The 19431-nt window shown below is 53.1% G+C and carries 26 protein-coding genes; 11 read left to right on the forward strand and 15 right to left on the reverse strand.

Translation table 11 applies throughout. The features are described 5' to 3' along the window. Nucleotides 1-23: 23 nt before the first annotated feature. Genes H142_RS0107000 through H142_RS0107015 form a run of 4 tightly spaced genes read left to right on the forward strand, consistent with a single transcriptional unit; the run spans nt 24 to nt 3246 of the window. Nucleotides 24-899: an SDR family oxidoreductase gene (locus H142_RS0107000; RefSeq protein ID WP_017931400.1), complete on the forward strand. Its 876-nt coding sequence runs from the start codon at nt 24-26 to the stop codon at nt 897-899. Then, entirely contained in the window at nt 899-1315 is a 417-nt protein-coding gene (locus H142_RS0107005; protein WP_017931401.1) for a DUF1330 domain-containing protein, read from the forward strand. The genes H142_RS0107000 and H142_RS0107005 overlap by 1 nt, the downstream gene beginning before the upstream one ends. Beyond that, entirely contained in the window at nt 1315-2403 is a 1089-nt protein-coding gene (locus H142_RS0107010; protein ID WP_017931402.1) for a DUF2855 family protein, read from the forward strand. Before H142_RS0107005 ends, H142_RS0107010 begins: the two co-directional genes overlap by 1 nt. A 9-nt stretch (nt 2404-2412) precedes the next feature. Then, on the forward strand, nt 2413-3246 hold the full coding sequence (locus tag H142_RS0107015) for a crotonase/enoyl-CoA hydratase family protein (RefSeq protein WP_017931403.1): 834 nt from the start codon (nt 2413-2415) through the stop codon (nt 3244-3246). A 19-nt stretch (nt 3247-3265) separates the two neighbouring features. On the opposite strand, the gene H142_RS0107020 is transcribed toward H142_RS0107015, so the two are convergent. Beyond that, on the reverse strand, nt 3266-4171 hold the full coding sequence (locus H142_RS0107020; RefSeq protein WP_026147862.1) for an ATP-grasp domain-containing protein: 906 nt from the start codon (nt 4169-4171) through the stop codon (nt 3266-3268). 97 nt (nt 4172-4268) lie between these two features. Between H142_RS0107020 and hslV the strand changes: the two genes are divergently transcribed. Further along, nucleotides 4269-4835, forward strand: coding sequence for an ATP-dependent protease subunit HslV (hslV, locus tag H142_RS0107025; RefSeq protein WP_017931405.1), 567 nt, complete (start codon nt 4269-4271; stop codon nt 4833-4835). On the opposite strand, the gene yghU is transcribed toward hslV, so the two are convergent. Further along, on the reverse strand, nt 4828-5691 hold the full coding sequence (gene yghU / locus H142_RS0107030) for a glutathione-dependent disulfide-bond oxidoreductase (RefSeq protein ID WP_017931406.1): 864 nt from the start codon (nt 5689-5691) through the stop codon (nt 4828-4830). The genes hslV and yghU overlap by 8 nt on opposite strands. 11 nt (nt 5692-5702) lie before the next feature. After that, the gene (locus H142_RS0107035) at nt 5703-6854 is read right to left on the reverse strand and encodes a PQQ-dependent sugar dehydrogenase (protein WP_017931407.1); all 1152 of its coding nucleotides are present in this window, start codon (nt 6852-6854) and stop codon (nt 5703-5705) included. A 56-nt stretch (nt 6855-6910) separates the two neighbouring features. On the opposite strand from H142_RS0107035, the gene H142_RS0107040 reads away from it, so the two are divergent. Continuing rightward, nucleotides 6911-7384, forward strand: a complete 474-nt coding sequence (locus H142_RS0107040; RefSeq protein WP_017931408.1) for a hypothetical protein — start codon at nt 6911-6913, stop codon at nt 7382-7384. A 150-nt stretch (nt 7385-7534) separates the two neighbouring features. Further along, complete coding sequence (locus H142_RS0107045) at nt 7535-7984, forward strand: thioredoxin domain-containing protein (RefSeq protein WP_033315080.1); 450 nt, start codon at nt 7535-7537, stop codon at nt 7982-7984. On the opposite strand, the gene H142_RS0107050 is transcribed toward H142_RS0107045, so the two are convergent. Beyond that, nucleotides 7968-8858 (reverse strand): Rossmann-fold NAD(P)-binding domain-containing protein, encoded by an 891-nt coding sequence (locus H142_RS0107050; protein WP_017931410.1) that lies wholly within the window; start codon nt 8856-8858, stop codon nt 7968-7970. The two genes, H142_RS0107045 and H142_RS0107050, sit on opposite strands and share 17 nt — an antisense overlap. A 34-nt stretch (nt 8859-8892) precedes the next feature. Between H142_RS0107050 and H142_RS0107055 the strand changes: the two genes are divergently transcribed. After that, a complete protein-coding gene (locus tag H142_RS0107055; RefSeq protein ID WP_017931411.1) occupies nt 8893-9636 on the forward strand; it encodes a tetratricopeptide repeat protein in 744 nt (247 codons plus the stop codon). A 46-nt stretch (nt 9637-9682) separates the two neighbouring features. On the opposite strand, the gene H142_RS0107060 is transcribed toward H142_RS0107055, so the two are convergent. Genes H142_RS0107060 through H142_RS0107095 form a run of 8 tightly spaced genes read right to left on the reverse strand, consistent with a single transcriptional unit; the run spans nt 9683 to nt 14817 of the window. Beyond that, complete coding sequence (locus tag H142_RS0107060) at nt 9683-10156, reverse strand: hypothetical protein (protein ID WP_017931412.1); 474 nt, start codon at nt 10154-10156, stop codon at nt 9683-9685. Between the two features lie 2 nt (nt 10157-10158). Next, nucleotides 10159-11121 carry a KpsF/GutQ family sugar-phosphate isomerase gene (locus H142_RS0107065; protein ID WP_017931413.1) on the reverse strand — a complete coding sequence of 321 codons (963 nt, stop codon included), beginning with the start codon at nt 11119-11121 and terminating at the stop codon, nt 10159-10161. After that, on the reverse strand, nt 11118-12119 hold the full coding sequence (locus H142_RS0107070) for a glycosyltransferase family 2 protein (RefSeq protein WP_017931414.1): 1002 nt from the start codon (nt 12117-12119) through the stop codon (nt 11118-11120). Before H142_RS0107070 ends, H142_RS0107065 begins: the two co-directional genes overlap by 4 nt. Nucleotides 12120-12121: 2 nt before the next feature. Then, the gene (locus H142_RS0107075; protein WP_017931415.1) at nt 12122-12553 is read right to left on the reverse strand and encodes an HIT family protein; all 432 of its coding nucleotides are present in this window, start codon (nt 12551-12553) and stop codon (nt 12122-12124) included. After that, nucleotides 12553-12942 carry a type II toxin-antitoxin system HicB family antitoxin gene (locus H142_RS0107080; protein WP_017931416.1) on the reverse strand — a complete coding sequence of 130 codons (390 nt, stop codon included), beginning with the start codon at nt 12940-12942 and terminating at the stop codon, nt 12553-12555. Before H142_RS0107080 ends, H142_RS0107075 begins: the two co-directional genes overlap by 1 nt. A 12-nt stretch (nt 12943-12954) precedes the next feature. Next, entirely contained in the window at nt 12955-13137 is a 183-nt protein-coding gene (locus H142_RS0107085) for a type II toxin-antitoxin system HicA family toxin (RefSeq protein ID WP_017931417.1), read from the reverse strand. Between the two features lie 47 nt (nt 13138-13184). Next, nucleotides 13185-14342, reverse strand: coding sequence for a GNAT family N-acetyltransferase (locus tag H142_RS0107090; protein ID WP_017931418.1), 1158 nt, complete (start codon nt 14340-14342; stop codon nt 13185-13187). 7 nt (nt 14343-14349) lie between these two features. Beyond that, entirely contained in the window at nt 14350-14817 is a 468-nt protein-coding gene (locus H142_RS0107095; protein ID WP_033315102.1) for a RidA family protein, read from the reverse strand. A 90-nt stretch (nt 14818-14907) separates the two neighbouring features. Here H142_RS0107095 and H142_RS0107100 point away from each other — a divergent pair, with 90 nt between their 5' ends. Further along, nucleotides 14908-15504, forward strand: coding sequence for a nitroreductase family protein (locus H142_RS0107100; RefSeq protein WP_017931420.1), 597 nt, complete (start codon nt 14908-14910; stop codon nt 15502-15504). Here H142_RS0107100 and H142_RS0107105 read toward each other — a convergent pair. Both H142_RS0107105 and H142_RS0107110 read right to left on the reverse strand, forming a co-directional pair. Next, nucleotides 15493-16200, reverse strand: coding sequence for a sulfotransferase-like domain-containing protein (locus H142_RS0107105; RefSeq protein WP_017931421.1), 708 nt, complete (start codon nt 16198-16200; stop codon nt 15493-15495). The genes H142_RS0107100 and H142_RS0107105 overlap by 12 nt on opposite strands. Nucleotides 16201-16217: 17 nt before the next feature. Beyond that, nucleotides 16218-17129 (reverse strand): aminotransferase class IV, encoded by a 912-nt coding sequence (locus H142_RS0107110; protein WP_017931422.1) that lies wholly within the window; start codon nt 17127-17129, stop codon nt 16218-16220. 144 nt (nt 17130-17273) lie between these two features. Between H142_RS0107110 and H142_RS0107115 the strand changes: the two genes are divergently transcribed. Together H142_RS0107115 and H142_RS0107120 are read left to right on the forward strand one after the other, a co-directional pair. Continuing rightward, nucleotides 17274-18377 carry an MBL fold metallo-hydrolase gene (locus H142_RS0107115; protein ID WP_017931423.1) on the forward strand — a complete coding sequence of 368 codons (1104 nt, stop codon included), beginning with the start codon at nt 17274-17276 and terminating at the stop codon, nt 18375-18377. Nucleotides 18378-18454: 77 nt separating this feature from the next. Beyond that, a complete protein-coding gene (locus H142_RS0107120) occupies nt 18455-18892 on the forward strand; it encodes a DUF6491 family protein (protein ID WP_017931424.1) in 438 nt (145 codons plus the stop codon). Between the two features lie 5 nt (nt 18893-18897). Here the strand turns inward: H142_RS0107120 and H142_RS0107125 are convergent, their stop codons facing one another. Continuing rightward, nucleotides 18898-19383 (reverse strand): flavin reductase family protein, encoded by a 486-nt coding sequence (locus tag H142_RS0107125; RefSeq protein ID WP_017931425.1) that lies wholly within the window; start codon nt 19381-19383, stop codon nt 18898-18900. Between the last annotated feature and the right edge of the window lie 48 nt (nt 19384-19431).

Raw genomic sequence — 19431 nt, forward strand, 5'->3', positions numbered from 1 at the left:
AAAGCCACAGTAAAGGAGAGTTTATGTCGCTTAAAGGGAAAACCATATTCATGTCGGGCGGATCGCGCGGCATCGGACTGGCGATTGCGCTGCGCGCTGCGCGTGACGGGGCCAATGTCGCCATTGCCGCTAAGACCGTAGAACCGCACCCCAAACTGCCCGGCACGATCTATACCGCCGCCGAGGAGATAGAGGCTGCAGGCGGCAAAGCGCTTCCTGTTGTTTGCGATATTCGCGACGAAGATAATGTCCAGCGGGCCGTGGATGCCACGGTCGAAAAATTCGGCGGCATTGATATGTGTATAAATAATGCCAGCGCGATCTCGCTGACGCCCACGGCGCTGACGCCGATGAAGCGTTATGACCTCATGAACCAGGTCAATGCGCGCGGGACATTTTTGCTCTCCAAACTTTGCCAGCCGCATCTCAAAAAATCCGATAATCCGCATATTTTAAATCTATCGCCGCCGCTGGAGATGGATTCGAAATGGTTCAAAAACCATGTTGCTTATACTATGGCCAAATACGGCATGAGCATGTGCGTCCTCGGCATGGCTGAGGAGTTCAAACCGATGGGCATCGCCGTGAATGCACTATGGCCAATGACATCAATTGATACGGCGGCCGTGCGCAATGTTCTGGGCGGCGATTCAATGGCCAAGATGAGCCGCATACCAGACATTCTCGCCGATGCCGCGCATCTCATTCTGACGTCCGATGCCAAAGCGAATACCGGTAATTTCTACATTGATGAAATGATTCTGCGTGATCACGGCGTCAGCGATATGGCGCAGTATAATCAGCCGGGATATGACGGCCCGCTTATGGCGGATTTCTTTGTCTCTGATGACGTGATAAAATCCAGCCTGTCGGATATTCTGGCCGCGCCCGGATACTAATGGTGAATGTTTTGAATGCCACCGATCCCACGCCCGCGCAGATAGAAGCGTTCCTCGATCTGCCTGACGGGCAGCCTGTCTTCATGGTCAATCTTTTGAAATTCAAAGACAAAGCAGAGTATAAAGACGGTGAAGCCGTCTCCGGCAAGACCGCTTATGGCCGCTATGCCAAAGGCTTTGGCGATATGCTGGCTGAGATGAGTATTGAAGGCGTGGAGACCGTCTATGGCGGCGCAGCAAATGTTTATTTAATTGGTAATGGAGATTGGGATGCCGTCGCCATCGTACGTTATCCTGATGCCAAAACGATGTTTGATACGGTGTCCAGCGCGGCCTATCGCAAAATCCATCACCACCGCCGCGCAGGCCTTGAAGGCCAGCTTTTAATCAGTTGTAACAATGAAGGCGTTTTCTAATGGGCCAAACCCTCCTTGTTAAAAAAGACGATTTTTCAGATGTTTCTATCGTCAATTATGATGAAGGCGATCTGGTGGCGGGTCATATCCGTGTTGATATCGGGCCGTTTGCGCTGACGGCAAATAATGTCACCTATATGGTGACAGGAGATCAGATCGGATATTGGTCTGTGTTTGATCCGGCGGCTTATAATCTTGGAGGCGCCGGCCAAGGCCGTATGCCCGTTTGGGGTTATGGAGTCGTGCGCGAAAGCAAATATGAAGGCATTAAGACGGGCACACATATTTACGGTTTTTTTCCCATCGCGAAGTCCATGGATATGGAGCCGGGGCGTCTATCCGCCCATGGCTTTACCGATATGGCCGCCCATCGTAGCGGACTGCATGGTCTTTACAGCAGCTATAGTTTCACCGACGCGGATCCCAGCTATGGCGTGCACGAAAATTTGCAGCCTGTATTACGTCCGCTTTTTACCACCAGTTTCCTAATTGATGATTTTCTCGCGGATGAGAATTTTTTTAATGCCGATCAGGTTTTGCTACTCTCCGCTTCGTCGAAAACGGCGCTCGGTACAGCTTATTGCCTCAAAGCGCGCGGCGAAAAACCCGTCATCGGACTAACCTCTTCTGGCAATAAAGACTTTGTCGATAATACCGGATTTTATGACTGCGGTTTTACCTATGACAACATTCAGTCAATCGACAAAAATGTGAAAACCGTTGTTGTCGATATGAGCGGAAATATGGGCGTGATCCGTAATCTTGAAGCGCATTTCGGGAATAATCTAACCTATATTTGCCGCGTTGGCATTTCGCATTGGCAGGAAGCGGCCAAAGCACCGCCAAAGCGAACCGATACTCCGACAGCGTTTTTCTTCGCCCCTGACCGCGCCAAGCAGCGTATTGGCGATTGGGGGCAGGCGGGTTTTGCCAAAAATCTCGGCGCGCGCTGGATGCCGTTCCTAAACAGCGCCAGCGCATGGCTAACAGTAGAAAAACAGGTCGGCATAGAGGCGGTTTTAGAAAATTACAAAGATCTTTTGAACGGCCGGAGCGGCCCCGATAAAGGCTATCTATTTACATTATAGGAGCGTGCCATGACTGATTATAGCTGTTTCACGGTCGATATTGCCGATAATATTGCGCATATTATTCTCTCGCGGCCTGAAAAACGCAATGCGATGAACCGCGCTTTTTGGGACGAGCTGCCGAAAATCATTACCGATATTGATGATAATTCACGCGCCCGCGTTATTGTGATCAGTGCGCAGGGCCCTGTGTTTAGCGCGGGTATTGATCTGGCGATGTTCACCAATGATGTCGCCGGCCCGAAAGATAAAAATCATCCGCAATATGGCGCGCATTTTTACGAGACGGCGCGCAAGCTACAGCATAGCTTCACGACGATAGAAAATTGCCGCATTCCTGTGCTCGCGGCCATTCAAGGCGGCTGTTATGGGGGCGGCGTAGACCTGATCACGGCCTGCGATATGCGTTACGGCACCGAAGATAGCTTTATTACAATTTATGAAATCATTGTCGGCATGACCGCTGATGTCGGGACATTTCCGAGAATTCTTAACCACATGCCTGAAGGCGTGGTGCGCGAACTGGCCTATACGGGCCGCAAAATGATGGCGCAGGAATGCAAATCACGCGGGCTGTATAATGAAGTGTTTGCCGATCATGCCGCCATGATGGACGGCGTTATGATGCTCGCCAAAACGATTGCGAAAAACCCGCCACTCGCCGTTTATGGCTGCAAGCGCGCGATCACCTATGGCCGTGATCACTCAACGGCGGACGCGCTGGATCATATCGCCATGTGGAATATGTCCATGCTCAACCCTATTGAGATGATGGAAGCAATGCAGGCCAAAGGTCAGAAACGCGCCGGAAAATTTGCGGATTTGCCCAAGCGGTCAGTATAAGGCCTAGACAATTTAATATTTAAAGCCGCATACTTAATTTCTGGGCAAGCATTTTTGCTGCCGTATTATCCCCGCCATCGCCATCTGCGAAATTCATATATAAATAGGGCTCGACCATTTCGAGCTCAATCAGTTTCAGCGTTCCGTCTTCCCCGCGCAGTAAATCGACCCGGGCATAAAGCGGCATGTTGTCTATATATCCTAAAATCTCTTCAGCGACGGCGCGCTCAGTCTGGGTCGGAGAATAAGGCATTTCGCGTCCGCCATATATCGATTGAATACGGTAATCTCCGTCTTTGGGGCGCTTATTGACGGCATGGGAAAACTGTCCGTCGAAATAAAGAAAAGAATATTCACCTTCGGTCAGAACGCTGGGCACAAAGGGCTGTAATATGGCTTCTCCGGGTGGAAGCTTATCCGGCTCCGGCATGATTGTGCCGCGTGTGTAGAGCGCTTGTCGCCACGCGCCGCCGCCGACGAGAGGCTTAATCACAAGCTTGTCGCACGCGAACTCATCACAGGCTGCGATGATAATTTCCGGCGTGGCATGGTTCACGATTTTAGCCGGGATCACAGGCGCGCCGCGTGTGCCCAGTTCATCCAGGTAACGCTTATCTGTATTCCAGCGCAGCAGACGCGGGGGATTAAAGACTTTGGTCTTCTGGGCTGCGGCGTCGATTTGCGCCAAGAATAATTTTAGATTTCCGGTCTCGAAATAATCCCAAATAAACAGCGGCAATATCGCGTCATAATCTGCGGCGGACTCCGCGCAATCATTCCACAGTAAGGTTGTGGCCGTCATGCCGAATGCAGCAAAAGCGGGCACAATTTTGCTCATTTGTTCTTCAAGTTCAAATTGATCTTCACGGGCCTCCGCCGTTCCGGGGAGCATGTTACGAGAGACGAGTATCGCTATTGTTTTCATCGGCGTTGATTAGAGCACGCCGTGCCGCACCGCAATCGATAACACGCCTTGAAAATCTACAGCTTATGCCCATTTTAGCCCCAACAAGGAGTTTAAGATGAACCAGCCCTATGATTATGCCGATGCCAGCCAGTGGCGCGGTACGACAATCCTGACGATCCGCAATAAAGATAAGGTTGTTGTTGTGGGCGACGGGCAGGTTAGCGCCGGTAATACGGTGATGAAAGGCAATGCCCGCAAAGTGCGCCGCATAGCAGGGGGCAAAGTGATTTGCGGATTTGCAGGCGCGACAGCCGATGCCTTTGCGCTTCTGGAGCGTTTAGAGGCCAAGCTGGAAGCGCATCCAACGCAGCTGGCCCGCGCCTGCGTCGAGCTGGCCAAAGACTGGCGGACGGACAAATATTTGCGGCAGCTGCAAGCCATGATGATCGTGGCGGATAAAAAAGAGACTTACGTTCTGACCGGTAATGGTGATGTGGTCGAGCCCGAAGAGGGCATTACGGCCATTGGTTCGGGCGGCAATTTTGCCTATGCCGCCGCGCTGGCCCTGAAGGAATATGAAAAAGATCCGGAAGTTCTGGCCCGCAAAGCCATGGCCATTGCGGACAAGATTTGTGTGTTCACCAATTCGAACCTGACGGTTGAGGTTTTAGAGATTAAATAAGCCTAGAGCTTGCGTCAAAATCACTTGCGCTGTGACGCTCTTCAAGACCTTTATCATCCCATGTGCGGTTGACGAGTTGTCCACGTTTGACCGCCGGCCGCTGCGATAACTGTTTGGCCCAGCGTCCGACATGTTTATAGCTTTCAACGTCTAAAAAATCTTTAGCCTCATATAGAAGGCCGCGCGCCATCGCGCCATACCACGGATAAATCGCAAAATCGGCGATAGATAAGTCTGCGCCGCCGATAAATTCATGTTCGGCCAGACGCTTGTCGAGCACGTCCATCTGGCGCTTTGTCTCCATGGCAAAGCGGTTAATGGCATATTCGATTTTAAACGGTGCATAAGCATAGAAGTGCCCAAACCCGCCGCCCAGATAAGGGCCGGCCCCCATTTGCCACATCAGCCAAGACATGACTTCGGTGCGCGCCGCTAACTCTGTCGGCAGAAATGCGCCGAATTTCTCGGCCAGATAGAACAGGATGGAGCCGGACTCGAAGACGCGCTGTCCGTTGGTCATATCCCGCAGGGCCGGAATTTTACTATTTGGATTAATGTCGACAAAGCCGCTGCCAAATTGCTCGCCTTCATTAATATCAATGAGCCATGCGTCATATTCGGCGCTCTCGTGACCCGCCGCCAATAGCTCTTCGAGCATGATCGTCACCTTCACGCCATTAGGCGTACCGAGGGAATAAAGCTGCAGCGGGTGTTTTCCAACCGGCAGTTCTTTTTCCTGCGTCGGTCCGGAGACGGGACGGTTAATATTGGCAAATTTACTGTCGTCACCCTTATTCCATCTCCAGACTTTGGGCGGGACATATTCGGAAAAACTTTGTTTTTTGGTATCGGGCATAAGGTCTCTTTTTAATGTGGCGTTATACGAATGAGTTTGCCGTCATCGGGCGCGTCAGTCAGAACATATATGGCCCCATCCGGCCCTAAGCGCACATCACGAATTCGCGCGCTCATATCGCCCAGTAATATGGTTTCGGAGACCGGTTTGCCGCTGTCCATATGGACGCGCCGCAAGTCTTTGGACGCCAGTCCACCCACCAGAAGGTCACCGCTCCAGTCTGCGAACATGTCGCCGCGAATGAGCGCAAATCCTGATGGCGCAATAGACGGCTTCCAGTAATACAGGCTGTCCGTCATGCCCTCATAGGTCTGATACGGGCTGATTTGCGCGCCGGAATAATCAATGCCGAATGTCGCGACCGGCCAGCCGTAATTTTTCGCGGCCTCAATACGGTTAATCTCGTCTCCGCCTTTGGGTCCATGCTCGTGAAGCCAGACCGTGTCGCTTGCAGCGTCATATAGCAGGCCTTGTGAGTTGCGGTGTCCGTAAGAGTAAATCTCTGCGCGCTTGCCTTCCTGACCCGTAAAGGGGTTGCCGGCGGCGGCTTTACCGTCCGGCGTTAGCCGCAATAGCTTGCCCAGATGGCTGGACAGATCCTGCGCTTTTTCGCGGTAGGCATAGCCTTCGCCGACTGTCAGCAGGAAATTGCCGTCGGGCAGAAACGCCATACGCGCGCCGTAATGATTGGGCGTATCCTTCGGGGGGTGGGATTCAAATATGGTCTCTCCGGTAAGCGTGTCACCGCTTAGAACGCCTTTGAATACGGCTGTGCCGTTCGCCGCCGCATCGCCATAGGCATAGGTGATATAGACGGTATTGTCGGTGTTGAAATTCGGCGAGAGCGCAATGTCGTGAAGTCCGCCTTGACCTGCGACATAAGCCTTGGGCCCGCCGCTGACCGGCGTCTTAACGCCTGACGCGTCAATGCGAATAACGCCGCCCGTTTTTTCTGTGACCAGATAATCGCCGCTAGGCAAAAAGGCGAGGCCCCAAGGCGCGGACAGGCCATCAGCAATGACATCGGTCTTCACGGACAGAGTTTCAGGGGTTGCAGCGGATTTAACGGAGGCGCTTGCGGGTTGCGCGTTCTCCGGCGCGCCGCAGGCGCCCAGTGATAAGGCCATCGCGGCGGCGGTCATATAAAAAATCGTTTTACTCATAAATCCTCGAAATTAGTGCCATTGCGGCGCGGCAGTGATTGCGTCATAACTGAGCTATGACAGAGACAAATGCAATTCACATTGGTGACACCCCCAAAGGCGTTTCAATATTGCGCTGGGTTATAAGCTATTTTATTTGCGTCGTGGTCATCACGATTCTGTCCGTCGTGATCTCATCCATCTTTGTAGGCTTAAACCTCCCTGTGCCGGTTAGCGCTGCCGGATATATTGATCTTATTGGCAAAGATCTGATTGGACTGGGTCCGGTTTTCGCTGTCGTAACTGCCATTGGCGCGATCATAGCTTTTTTGTGCGCCGAATGGGTGGCGCGCAAAACAGGCTGGGCGCGGCCCTTTGTTTTTGCTGTGGCGGGACTGGTTCTCATGATCGTCCTGCTCTACGCGCTAAAACTGCGCGGGTCGGGCGTTCAGCCGATTGGCCGGGCAGAGTTTTGGCCCAATTATCTGTCTTTACTGGGAATTGGTGTGCTTGGCGGCGCGCTTTTCGGGACGATGACACGCAAGCATTAAGCCTGCCCGGGTATGATTTTTGAGCTTTTGTAAATGCGGTCTCAATGACGATAACTTTACCTCCGCCTTGAACGCTGGGTGGTAGACCCCATCTTCAAATCACATATTGATAAAAGATGTCCTCGCAGGATGCTTTTTGAGGGAGGGCATATGCGCAATTTATTCCTTATAATTTTCACGGTCATGTTTGGTCTTTTGGCGGGGTGCTCACCGCAGGCCGAGAACCAGTCCGCGCCGCCTACTGCGCAGGTTCAAGTTGACAGCCCGCGCGTTATCGCGGTTCTCTCATATGCAGAGTGGTGCGCCAGCTGTAAAATTCTGTCACCGAAAGTCAATAAAATGCGCGCCGAATATGAAGCGCGCGGAATCGAATTTGTCCGGCTCGATTACACTGACCGTGACAATTCGAACTTTTATGCCCAAGCGGCGGCTCGCGGATTCGAAACGCCTGTTCGCGATTATTTTGGCGATAACATCATAACGGGGCGAATGATGTTAATGACGCCTGAGGGCAAAATGCTGACCCGACCGCTCAATATGACTCACTCGCGAATGGAAATCCGCAATCGATTGGATAAAGCGCTCAGCGTCGCCGATTAGCCCATATCGCGTCCAGTCCCGATTTATAATCCGGATATTTGGGTTTAAATTTCAGTCCTTTGACCGCGCGATTAATCGAAACGCGTTTATTCTCACGGTAAAAACTGCGCGCCATATCCGACAGTCCCGCGTCTTCCAACGCAAAGCGCGGCGGCGGCGGGTAGCCGCATAATGTTGCGGCATAGTCTAAAACATCGCCGGGCGGGGCGGGGTGACCGTCTGCAATATTATAAACGGTGCAGGGGAATGGCGCGGATAAGCTCGCCATGACGGCGGTCACAATATCGTCGACATGGATACGGTTGACCACATGTCCTTCTTTGAGAATGACTTTGGCTTCGCCGTTCATAATTTTATCAAACGGCGCGCGGCCGGGGCCGTAAATCCCCGCTAGACGAAAAATATGAACGGGCAATCCGCTCTCCATCCAGTCCAATTCAGCTAATACGCGGCGCCGTCCGCGCGCTGTAACGGGAAGTAAAAGCTCGTCTTCAAACGCCCACTGCCCCGCCCGGTCTCCATAGACACTGGTTGCGGAGAGATAGCCCGCCCAGTGCAGATCGGGGAGCGTCTCAGCGCCTAAATCATGGATGTCCAAATCGAGAATAAAGGGATCATAATTGCCGCGCGGCGCAATAGAAGAGAGGACCGCCGTGCAGCCGCGCAGGGCCGCGCGCAATTCTACGCTTAGGCCCTTATCGCTATCATATATATGCCGCTCTATATCGCCGCCATCTTGCACGTCAGATAGATTCCGATGCGTCGTCAGCACGGCCCAGCCTGCAGCTTGCAGGGCCGGAATCATAGCCCGCGCGACATAGCCCGCACCGATAAGCGCGATCTTGCCTTGCTGATGTTTAATGCTGCTCTGCATTGCCGCTGCCCGCCGAATTTGCCATCAGGCGCAAATGAAAACCTTACGCGCCAAATCAATTCTCGCTCTAGCGGCTCCGGCCCTCTTTGTCATGGGGATACCTAGCTATGCGCAGGTCGCCCCGCCGCTGGAGTTTGATGAGATTGCGGTTGTAACTCCGCATGTCGATCCGCTGGACTTCAATGTGCGCCACACGGCCTGTGTGGACAGCATTAGCAAGGATCCCGAAATAGCGTTCGAAGATGCCATGGTCTGGAAAGCCCAAGGCGGCGGCTTTCGCGCGCGTCACTGCGCGGCGCTGGCTTTATTTGCCACCGGGCAAAGCAAAATGGCCGCCGCGCAGCTTGAGCAAATGGGCAGCGAAGTCGGCATCGGCACGGCGGAGGCCCGCGCGCAATATTACGCGCAGGCTGCTGATTTCTGGCTTGTGGGCTATGACCCGCAGGCGTCTCACCGCGCGGCCAGCAGCGGGCTTGATCTGTCCAAATCCAATACTCAGCTGCGTATCATCCGCGCGCGCGCCTACGCGCAAATGGACCGCTGGGACTACGCCGAAACCGACCTGACGAGCGCCTTGGCCTTTGACCCTCAAAACATCTCCGCCCTGGTGTATCGCGCCGATGCCCGCCGCCGTTTGGGTCGTTTTGAAGAAGCTTTATCTGACGCCGAGCGCGCTCTTGATCTGGATATCGAGTCCGTCGAAGCCGCTGTCGTGCGCGGCGATATCCGCGAAGAGATTCGGCTGGCGGCGTTGGAAGATCAGGCTGTAGCGGAGTAGGGAATTAATATTTAATTCCGCAACTCAAAAATTCCTCTCCCGTTCATCACGAAAATTCATTTTCGATAGGCGCTGTTTTTATCGGCCAATTGACCCAGATTGGAATTATTAGAGGAATAGAGAACCACAGTGTCGAAATAATATTATTGATGTAAAGTTCAGGATTTTGCACCGGATGATTTGCATCAATTGGTTGTTCATTCATCAAAAACAAAGGCATTAATACACCCCCAAACAAAACCGCTTTTGAGGCCAGGACCATAAAGGCTGTAAAAATTGCCAGTTTTATATGAGGCGACTTAAACTGAACGACAAAAAGTCCAATACAGCAAATAACTGTCACGAGGAGTGTTAACGCGATTAGGAAAGACGCGAAGAATCCAATCTCGTAATTTAGTTCCCCAAAAACAATATAGAGCATCATCGCAAAGTCTAAAACGTATAAAATAGTCAATAAAAATAATATTAACCCACTGATAATAAGGCAAATGGGATGGCGCCGAATGGGTTTTTTAATCACCCTTAAGCCAGCCCCGCGCGCAAACAATCATGTAGATGCAGGATCCCGACAGCCCGCGCGCCATCCAGCACAAAGAGCTGCATCACTTTGGGCGGCTCAGCGGTCATACGGCGAAGCGCATCACCGGCAAGGTCGCCCGCTTGGGCGGTTTTCGGTGAGGCCGTCATGATCGTGCGGGCGGTTTTCGTCGTCAGATTACCGTCCATATGGCGGCGTAAATCACCGTCGGTGATAATCCCGCAAAATTCGTCGCCGTTTAATACACCGACACAGCCAAAGCCTTTTTCGCTCATGGTAATCAGAGCTTCGGACATGGGCGTCGCTGCATCCACCAAGGGCACCGCGTCGCCCGTATGCATCAGATCTGCGACAGTAGCGAGCGATGCGCCAAGCGCGCCGCCGGGATGGAAAGCCTTGAAATCTTTGGCCGTGAAGCCCTTGGCCTCAAGCAGCGCAACGGACAGCGCGTCGCCCATGGCGATTTGCAATGTTGTGCTGGTCGTAGGCGCGCGTGTCTCGGCGCAGGCCTCGGGCGCATCCGGAATGATCAGCGGGAATTTTGCGGCTTTGGCGAGCGTGCTGTGCGGCTGTGCGGTGATCGCCATCAACGGCACATTAAACCGCGCGCAATAGCCGATCATATCAGCGAGCTCTTGGGTCTCGCCGCTGCGCGACAGCGCGATGACGGTGTCGTCGGGCGTGATCATGCCCATATCGCCGTGGCTGGCCTCAGTAGGATGCACGTAAAGAGACGGCGTTCCTGTGCTGGCGAGGGTCGCTGAGATTTTGCGCGCAACATGGCCGGATTTCCCCACGCCCGCGAGAATAACGCGGCCCTTGGAGGCTTTTAAATGCGCCACAGCTTTGGCAAAGTCCTCACCCAGGGCGTCACGCAGCTGCGCCATAGCCTCTATTTCGATATCCAGGACGCGGCGCCCCGCAGCAATTATTGTATCAGTGCTCATTCGCGTTCCTTATCACTCAGCGGGCGAATATGCACCCCGCGCCGCACCACTTTTAGCGGACTGAAGGTCAGCGCCGAAAGCAGCTCGGTTGAGCTAATGGTTTTATGCGCCATAATGTCTTTGCGGGTCGCTAAAATCCCCGGCAAGCCTATTAGGGCATACCATAATCCCCGCGCGGTGGGTTTAAGCCGCCCCGGACGAAACGTCGCCCAGAGCAGGTAGGCCAGATTGGCAAAAATATGGAGCGGCGATAATAAAATCAGGAGTGGTAGCGGCATGGATTTAAAGAACGTCCAGACGCGATTGCGCGTGCCGTGGAAAACAGCAAATCCGCTGATGTTATTACTAATCGCGCTACTGACATGGTCAACAATAGCGTCTGCGCTTTGCACGCATTCTCCGCCCGCTAGGCGCATACGCAGCGCCAGATCAACATCTTCGTGATAACAGAAAAACCGCTTGTCAAATCCGCCAAGGCGCAGGAATGTCTCGCGGTGATAAAGCGCCGCCGCGGCGCAGGGGCCAAAAACAAAACCCGTCTCAGGCTTTAGGTTTACGTTGTGACCATAACCTGCGCGGTACGCAATTCCAAAGGCCGAGTAGCAATCGCCCAATCCATCCAGAACGGTGCTGTCCAGCGCCATAATCTGCCGCGATCCCACCATCGTAATGTCATCGCGCCGTGTGGTCTCAAGCAGGAGCCTGTCCAGCCAATCGGGACGGGCAAAGGCATCAGGATTTAAGAGTGCAATCCAGTCAGAATTGGCTTTGTGCGCGCCGATATTATTGGCCCGCGCAAATCCGGTATTCTCGCCTAGCTCTATAATTTTAAAACGATTATCCAGATCAGGCAGGGACGTCATGGAATTGTCGACACTGCCATTATCAATTATGAAACATTCAAAATCGGCCATCGTCTGCGCGGCCACGCTGGCGACGCTGCGGGTCAGCCAGTCGCCCGCGTTAAAATTGACTATGATGACGCTGACGCGGGGCATGGCTAAAACGCGGCAGCGATCTTGGCAGCCAAGGCTTTGAGCACGTCCGTATCCGCCATCTCACCGCTGGCATGAGGGGTCTGCGCTTTGTCGTCATAGCGCGGAATAATATGGACATGAGTATGGAAAACGGTTTGTCCGGCTGCGCTGCCGTTAAACTGTGTTATGACAATACCGTCAGGCGACAGCGCCGTATCGACGGCTTTGGCGATGCGCTGCACTGCGCCGAATAGGCGGCCAATATCCTTAGCGTCTGTTTCCAATAGGTTTCGCGATGGCGTGCGCGGAATGACTAAAATATGGCCTTCGCTTTGCGGAAAGACGTCCATAATCGCGATGACATTAGCGTCTTCATAGACTTTTATGTAAGGCATGTCCCCGCGCAGAATTTTAGCGAAAACATTCTCGTCGTCATAACTACCGGTCAGGGACATTAACTTAGTTCCCGCCGCGCTGCATCAGCGAGAAACGCACTTCGCGACAAGCCGCGTTTTTGCGCCGTATCGTCAATTGCGTTTAATAGCCCTGCATCGATTGTAATATTAGCCCGCACAGTACGCCCTTCGTAACTAACAAGTGGAACAAGCAAAAATGTGCCGTCCGAACCCAACATATCTTTTGCTAAGTTATCGTTTTGTATGGCGTCCAGTGTACGGGGTTGCACGATATCTTCCTCTTCGAAATATAAAGACAAAGCTTCTTGGGCGTGGGTCAGCAAATCGTCCATAGTTTCACCGGATGAGAAACATCCGGTCGCGTCAGGAAAAGCAATGCCGAAGACGCTGTCTTCGTCTTTATGAACAATACCGACAAAATATTTCATCTTATTCGCCTTTCAAAGCCAGCCCGCCATTTTATAAATACTCCGAACGGTTCCCAGTGGCAGGTCTTTTTTCGGGTGTGGAATGACAACAATCATGCCGTTTTTTTTGAACTTATGGTGCGAGCCCGTAACCTTAACCAAGTCAAATCCATCTGCTTTCAAACGTTTGATGATTGCACGGCTATTTCGTTCCATAAAAAGCCTCTTTGATACGCATCATAATGCGTATTATTAACTCATTGTCAAGTCATATCTGCCTTGAAAGGCGTGTGGTTGGCAAGCACGGCAGCATCATATTCCACGGCCCGGCGTTCGCGTTTCAGATAATTATCAACCGCGTCGCGCAGTCCTGGATGGGCCAGATAATGCGCGCTATGGGTCACGACCGGTTCGTATCCACGCGCTAATTTATGCTCGCCTTGGGCGCCTGCTTCGACCCGTGATAAACCCAGTTCCAGCGCGGCGTCTATAGCTTGGTAATAGCACAGCTCGAAATGCAAAAACGGCTTGTGCACGAGCGCCCCCCAATGCCGGCCATACAGCGTGTCACCGCCGATAAAGTTTAGCGCACCCGCAATCGGCGTCCCGCCTTCATAAGCCAAAACCAGCAAAGTTTGCGTGGCGAAAGTTTGATTAATCAGATCAAAAAAAGCGCGGTTTAAATAGGGCCGCCCCCATTTTCGCTGGCTGGTGTCCAGATAAAATTGATAAAATGCGTCCCAATGCTCCGGTTTTAAATCGTCACCACGAAGACGTTTTATCGTCACGCCATCTTGAGCTTTGGCGCGTTCCTTGCGCAGGTTTTTACGTTTGCGACTGGTCAGCGCGGCCAGAAAATCATCGAAGTTTTCAAAGCCTTGGTTGATGAAATGAAACTGCCTGTCTTGGCGCATTAAAAACCCGGCCTCGTCAAATAGGGCGCGGTCATCGTCATTTAAAAAAGTGGCATGAACGCCGGAGGCCTCTTGCGCGCCGCAAAGTTGCACCGTGGCAGAGATCAGCGCGCGGCGGGCGTTGATGTCATTTCCAATGAGGCGCGGGCCATTCGCAGGCGTGAACGGAACGGCGCATTGAAATTTCGGATAATAAGGCAGACCCGCCCGCTCTAAGGCATCGGCCCATCCGTGGTCGAAGACATATTCGCCTTGGCTGTGAGATTTGGCGTAGAGCGGCGCGGCCGCCAGTAATATACCGCCCGCATCCTCTATCGCAATATGGCAAGGCGACCATCCGGTTTCCGGCTGCGCGCAGCCGCTTTGTTCCAGCGCGTGCAGGAACTGGTAATCTGTAAACGGGTGATAGTCGCGTGAGCTAGGCGCGGGCTGCAGCCCGTTCCATGCGGTCTGTCCGACCTGCGCAATATCCGTGATAATTCGGGCGTTATAAGTCACATCGTTCATGATGTAACTACGCCTCAATCTCCACGATGGCGTCAATTTCAACTGCGACATCGAGCGGCAGGCTTGGCGCAGAGACGGCGAAGCGGGCGTGACGACCGCCGTCGCCGAAAACGGCGACCATTAAATCGCTGCATCCGTTGATGATTTTGGGAATATCCGCGGCCGTATGGTTGAATGTTGATTGAACAAAGCCGCCGAGTTTAACCACGCGCTTGACCCTGGTCAGATCCCCGCCGCACGCCGCTTTCATTTGCGCAATCAAGTTTAGACCTGACATGCGCGCGGCGCGCTGTCCGTGCTCCACGGTTAAGTCTTCGCCAAGCCGCCCGCCCATCAAGTCATCACCGATTTTGGAAATTTGACCCGATATAAATACCAGATTACCGCTGATGACATAAGGCACGTAATTGGCGACCGGCGCGCTCGCCTCGGGCAATGTCAAACCAAGCTCGGCAATTTTTTCTTCGGGGGTCATAATTATCTCACAAAAGACTTGAATTTGACTGTCCATAACGCAGATTAGGCCAAGATAAAACGGCGCATAAGATTTTAATGAAGAGGCTATATGATCTATTCTCCTACAGATAGAAGCGACGGTGTTTTAGCCTTTTTAGAAGATCGCCGCTCTCCGTTGGCCAAATTAATGACAGGGCCGGGGCCTACCGCCGCGCAGGTCAACGACATCATTGCCCGTGCCGCCCGCGTGCCGGATCACCGCAAGCTTGGCCCGTGGCGTTTCATCGTTATTCGCGGGAAAATGCGCGAAACTTTGGGCCAATATATTGGCGCGCGGTTTACGGCGCTAAATCCTGATAAGCCGCTGGATAAAGCGGTTACGGAAAGCCAGCGTTTCATACGCGCGCCAACTGTCGTGGCTGTGGTCAGCGCCCCTGTCGATGATCCCAAAGGCACGCCGGACTGGGAGCAGGTCTTGTCTGCGGGCGCGGTATGTTTTCAGATGCTCCTTGTCGCCCGCGCCATGGGATTTGCGGCGCAATGGCTGACAGAGTGGATTGCTTACGATGAAGTGGTTTTGGCGAAATTAGGCCTGTCGGGCCGCGAAAAAATTGCCGGATTTATCTATCTGGGCGACAGTGAACAAGAGCTGCCTGCGCGCTCGCGCCCCGATATAGATAGCCGCATTACGCGGCTAGGAGAGTAAGCGCTTTGCAAATAAGGTCTGATAGGCGGGCAGAACCTCATCCAAAATATGCTGATATTGGGGCTTAACCGTATCTAGTGCGTTGCGCGGCGGCCCAAATCCTGTGGAGCGCTCAACTGATCCGTACCAATAGGGCGCCCAGGCCCCATCCGTCTCGCGCGGGCCTGCGGGCCAGGATAACATCTGCGGCGTAAACGGTATATCCAGCGCGTTGCACAAAGCGCGTAAATGCGTCTCTGGATTGCCGAGGAAAATCGCGCTATCAATGACGGGAACAGTGTCTTGGCGCTGTGATATGAGATTATAAAATTCCGCCTGTTGCAGCAAGCCGATATCCGAGGCCTCAAAGGCCGCCCGTCCTTTGGCGTAGGAATTTATCACGGCGGCGGGGTGCCGGATTAAAAAGAAATGCTTCGCCCCGTCCATCCATGTGCGGTCAAACCCGTCAATCATCTGGTGCGGCATATGTTTTTGAAAATAATAGTCAGAATGGCCTGCCGGAGTTTTTAGGCAATTCTGAGCGACGAGACGGGCGTCTGTCTCATGAGCGGCTAAAGTCTCTTCCCGTCCCGGATGGTCTTTGCCTGTCGCGGCCAGATACGGTGCAAAAAATGGCTCGTCCAACACGGCGGTATCCGCGCGGTTTTCGAAGCTGCGCATAAAAGCCGTGGACAGGTTGCGCGGTCCCGACCACATGCAAATGACCTGAGTCATTAGCTACATGTCCGTTTCAGCAGCTCCAGATATAATCCCTGCAAGCGTTCGACAACGGGGCCGCGTTTGCCATCTCCGATTATGCGCCCGTCAATTTCGCCGACAGGCGCAAGGCCTGCAAACGTGCCTGTGGTGAAAGCTTCATCCGCGCTGTAGCAATCCATCAGGCGAAAGTTTTTTTGAAATACCGGAATGTCATTGGCCTCGCACAATTCAATTACCTTCATCCGCGTTATCCCGCCCAGACAGTAATCGCCCGTCGACGTCCACACCTGCCCGTCGCGTACAATAAAGAAATGCGTGCTGTTGCACGTCGCCACAAAGCCTTGCGGGTCGAGCATTAAGCCTTCATCCGCGCCGGCTTTTATCGCCTGAATACAGGCCGTAATGCAGTTGATCTTGGAATGGCTGTTAAGACCGGGGTCTTGCACATCGGGCCGTCCGCGCCGCACGGCAACGGTATAGAGACGCGATGTATTAATCGCCGTGTCAGGATTGGCCGTCTTATATTCCGGCGCAATGACGATAGTGGGCGGGCCAATGGCAACGCGGGGGTCTTGATAGGGTGTCGCTTTAAGGCCCCGGGTAATCATCAGGCGGATATGTACGCCGTCATACATGTCATTGGCTGCCAGCGTGTCGTCAATCCGCACTTTTAACGTCTCCATCGAAATGTCGAGCGTAATATCCAGCGCTTTAAGCCCCGTCTCCAAACGTTTACGGTGCTCGGGCCAGAAGGCTATTTTGCCGTGATGAACACGTAGGCCTTCCCACACGCCGTCACCCATCATAAAGCCCGCGTCAAAGACCGAGACCATGGCCTTGTCACGGTGGACGATCTTGCCGCTGACATTGAATTTAACGGTGTCGTTTCTTGGATCAGGCAAATAGGCGTGGGTACCGTAAGACATAAGCGCTCCTGTGCTTCTTCGCGGATAGGCAAAAACGTCCGCGGCTGCAATGTAAATTGCAATGCACAAGACCGGATAGGGTGTGACTGTGCGCCATACGCAGGCGGTACTTTCTATTAAGCTGTAATGCTATAAACAGATGGTATGAACGCGATAACCCAGACAGCTAAAAAAGCGGCCAAAGATGAGAGCCTGATAAGCGGCGACACATCCTCGCCATTGCTCAAGTTTTTCTGTGACGAGAATCCGGAAACAGGGACTGTGACGCAATTGGCCGACGGGGTTTTGTGGCTACGCATGCCGCTGCCTATGGCCGGTCTGGATCACATCAATTTATATATAATCCGTGACGGGGACGGCTGGGCCGTGGTGGATACCGGTATCGGCAGCCGTGAGAGCAAAGGCATTTGGAAAAGCGCCTTTGAAGGCGCCATGGGCGGTCTGCCTGTGACCAAAGTTATCTGCACCCATTTGCATCCTGATCATACGGGACTGGCGGGCTGGATTTGTGATAAGTTCGGCGCGCCGCTGATTATGACGCGCGGCGAATATTTTCTCTGCCGCCTTATGGCTGCAGATACGGGACAGCCCGCGCCGGAACATGCGCTGGAATTTTACCGCATGGCAGGTCTAACGGAGACACAGATTGAGCTCTACAAAGCGCGCTTTGGCGGTTTTGGTAAAGCGATTACGCCTATGCCCGTGGGTTATCAGCGTATTATGGACGGGCAGAGCCTTACACTTGGCGGGCGGCAATGGGAGATTATTGTTGGCTCAGGCCATTCGCCGGAACATGCCTGTCTTTTTTCTCCTGAGCTTAATCTGTGCCTGACCGGTGACCAGCTCTTGCCTAATATCAGCTCTAATGTCTCCGTCTGGCCGACAGAATTTGAGGGCAATCCCCTTCAAGACTGGATCGATAGCTGTCAAAAATTAAAAGCTGCGCTGCCAGCCGGCGTTCTTGTTGGTCCCGCCCACGGCATTCCCTTTACCGGGGCGCATAGGCGGCTTGATAAGTTAGTGCTTCATCACGAAAAAGCGCTGGAGCGCCTGCTGGACTATTGCGATACGCCTAAACGCGCAGTTGATGTTTATCCCGTATTATTCCGGCGCAAAATTAATGACGGCAATCGCATTATGGCCGTTGGGGAATCATTAGCGCATCTAAATTGCCTTTTGGCGCGCGGACTCATTCGCCGGCGGTTTAATGATGCGGGGCAATATACCTATCAGCGCAGAAGCGCGTAATCTTCTAACGTCTAAGCAAAAATTTGCACGAAAAGCTTTTCTCCCGTAATGTGTAACAACACTCTGAGGAGGTTATCATGAAATATACCGTATTTATAAGCATTGCCGCTACGGCTATACTGACGGCCTGCGCGTCCGGACTTGACTCCGATCCACGCGGCGTCGCCGCCTATGACGGCGATCCCCGTTTGGGTGAAAAAACGGACAAGATCTGCTTTTCCGGAAATATTGACGGATTTTCTAATAATGGCCGGGACAGCGTTGTTCTCTCCGCAGGTAATAAAGACTATTTGGTCACGACCTCAGGCACGTGCCCATCATTACGCTACGCACAGCGTATAGGTCTTGATGATGGCGGCGGAAGCTGCCTGTCCAGTAATGATATTCTCATCATATCTGAAAACACATTTGCGGGCGGCAATACGGGTATTGGCCCGGACCGCTGTTTCATTGACGAGATCTACGAATGGGATAAGCGCGCCAAGACGAAAAGCGACATGTCGACAAACGAATAAACTGTTTAGCGCGGGCGCAGATTGAAATGTCCGTATTCTCCGTCGGCATATAATAAGGCATGGGCCTCGCTGACTGTGATATCGGTAATCAGCCCGACAAACACGCCGTGCGAAAATCCCGGCAGCACATCCATGACTTTGCATTCAAAGCTCGCTGCCGCGCCCATAAGATAGGGCATGCCGCCGGGACTGCGTGACCACGCGCCGGATTTAAACCGGTCTTCGGGCTCATTTTGCGCAAAGGCTGTGGAGACATCCGTTTGCTTGCGAGAGAGAATATTGACGCAAAATTTGCCGGCGCGCTCAATTGGGTCAAAGGCCGAACCTTCCCGGTGGATACAGGCCAGCAGGCTGGGCGGATCGGCCGATAGCGACGTCACCGCGCTTGCGGTCAAGCCGTAATCCACACCGTTATAGCGGGTCGTAATCACAGTCACGGACGCTGCTAATTTGCGCATACCGCCGGAAAATTCTTCAAGTGAAACAGTCATAGAGCGTGCAATCTAGCCTAAGTTTTGGCCCCAAGGCTATGCTCTATT

The organism is Robiginitomaculum antarcticum DSM 21748 (genome assembly GCF_000365025.1).
GTDB lineage: Bacteria > Pseudomonadota > Alphaproteobacteria > Caulobacterales > Maricaulaceae > Robiginitomaculum > Robiginitomaculum antarcticum.

Bases quoted from the DNA above. Each gene is read 5' to 3' on its own strand.
- H142_RS0107085 (WP_017931417.1), bottom strand. From the start codon at position 13,137: ATGGAACGAAATAGCCGTGCAATCATCAAACGTTTGAAAGCAGATGGA.
- H142_RS0107045 (WP_033315080.1), top strand. From the start codon at position 7,535: ATGCGCAATTTATTCCTTATAATTTTCACGGTCATGTTTGGTCTTTTG.
- H142_RS0107120 (WP_017931424.1), top strand. From the start codon at position 18,455: ATGAAATATACCGTATTTATAAGCATTGCCGCTACGGCTATACTGACG.
- H142_RS0107015 (WP_017931403.1), top strand. From the start codon at position 2,413: ATGACTGATTATAGCTGTTTCACGGTCGATATTGCCGATAATATTGCG.
- H142_RS0107095 (WP_033315102.1), bottom strand. From the start codon at position 14,817: ATGACCCCCGAAGAAAAAATTGCCGAGCTTGGTTTGACATTGCCCGAG.
- H142_RS0107090 (WP_017931418.1), bottom strand. From the start codon at position 14,342: ATGAACGATGTGACTTATAACGCCCGAATTATCACGGATATTGCGCAG.
- H142_RS0107075 (WP_017931415.1), bottom strand. From the start codon at position 12,553: ATGTCCCTGACCGGTAGTTATGACGACGAGAATGTTTTCGCTAAAATT.
- H142_RS0107105 (WP_017931421.1), bottom strand. From the start codon at position 16,200: ATGTGGTCGGGACCGCGCAACCTGTCCACGGCTTTTATGCGCAGCTTC.
- H142_RS0107125 (WP_017931425.1), bottom strand. From the start codon at position 19,383: ATGACTGTTTCACTTGAAGAATTTTCCGGCGGTATGCGCAAATTAGCA.
- H142_RS0107100 (WP_017931420.1), top strand. From the start codon at position 14,908: ATGATCTATTCTCCTACAGATAGAAGCGACGGTGTTTTAGCCTTTTTA.
- H142_RS0107110 (WP_017931422.1), bottom strand. From the start codon at position 17,129: ATGTCTTACGGTACCCACGCCTATTTGCCTGATCCAAGAAACGACACC.
- H142_RS0107070 (WP_017931414.1), bottom strand. From the start codon at position 12,119: ATGCCCCGCGTCAGCGTCATCATAGTCAATTTTAACGCGGGCGACTGG.
- H142_RS0107065 (WP_017931413.1), bottom strand. From the start codon at position 11,121: ATGAGCACTGATACAATAATTGCTGCGGGGCGCCGCGTCCTGGATATC.
- H142_RS0107035 (WP_017931407.1), bottom strand. From the start codon at position 6,854: ATGAGTAAAACGATTTTTTATATGACCGCCGCCGCGATGGCCTTATCA.
- H142_RS0107005 (WP_017931401.1), top strand. From the start codon at position 899: ATGGTGAATGTTTTGAATGCCACCGATCCCACGCCCGCGCAGATAGAA.
- H142_RS0107115 (WP_017931423.1), top strand. From the start codon at position 17,274: ATGAACGCGATAACCCAGACAGCTAAAAAAGCGGCCAAAGATGAGAGC.
- H142_RS0107055 (WP_017931411.1), top strand. From the start codon at position 8,893: ATGAAAACCTTACGCGCCAAATCAATTCTCGCTCTAGCGGCTCCGGCC.
- H142_RS0107080 (WP_017931416.1), bottom strand. From the start codon at position 12,942: ATGAAATATTTTGTCGGTATTGTTCATAAAGACGAAGACAGCGTCTTC.
- H142_RS0107020 (WP_026147862.1), bottom strand. From the start codon at position 4,171: ATGAAAACAATAGCGATACTCGTCTCTCGTAACATGCTCCCCGGAACG.
- yghU (WP_017931406.1), bottom strand. From the start codon at position 5,691: ATGCCCGATACCAAAAAACAAAGTTTTTCCGAATATGTCCCGCCCAAA.
- H142_RS0107000 (WP_017931400.1), top strand. From the start codon at position 24: ATGTCGCTTAAAGGGAAAACCATATTCATGTCGGGCGGATCGCGCGGC.
- H142_RS0107010 (WP_017931402.1), top strand. From the start codon at position 1,315: ATGGGCCAAACCCTCCTTGTTAAAAAAGACGATTTTTCAGATGTTTCT.
- hslV (WP_017931405.1), top strand. From the start codon at position 4,269: ATGAACCAGCCCTATGATTATGCCGATGCCAGCCAGTGGCGCGGTACG.
- H142_RS0107050 (WP_017931410.1), bottom strand. From the start codon at position 8,858: ATGCAGAGCAGCATTAAACATCAGCAAGGCAAGATCGCGCTTATCGGT.
- H142_RS0107040 (WP_017931408.1), top strand. From the start codon at position 6,911: ATGACAGAGACAAATGCAATTCACATTGGTGACACCCCCAAAGGCGTT.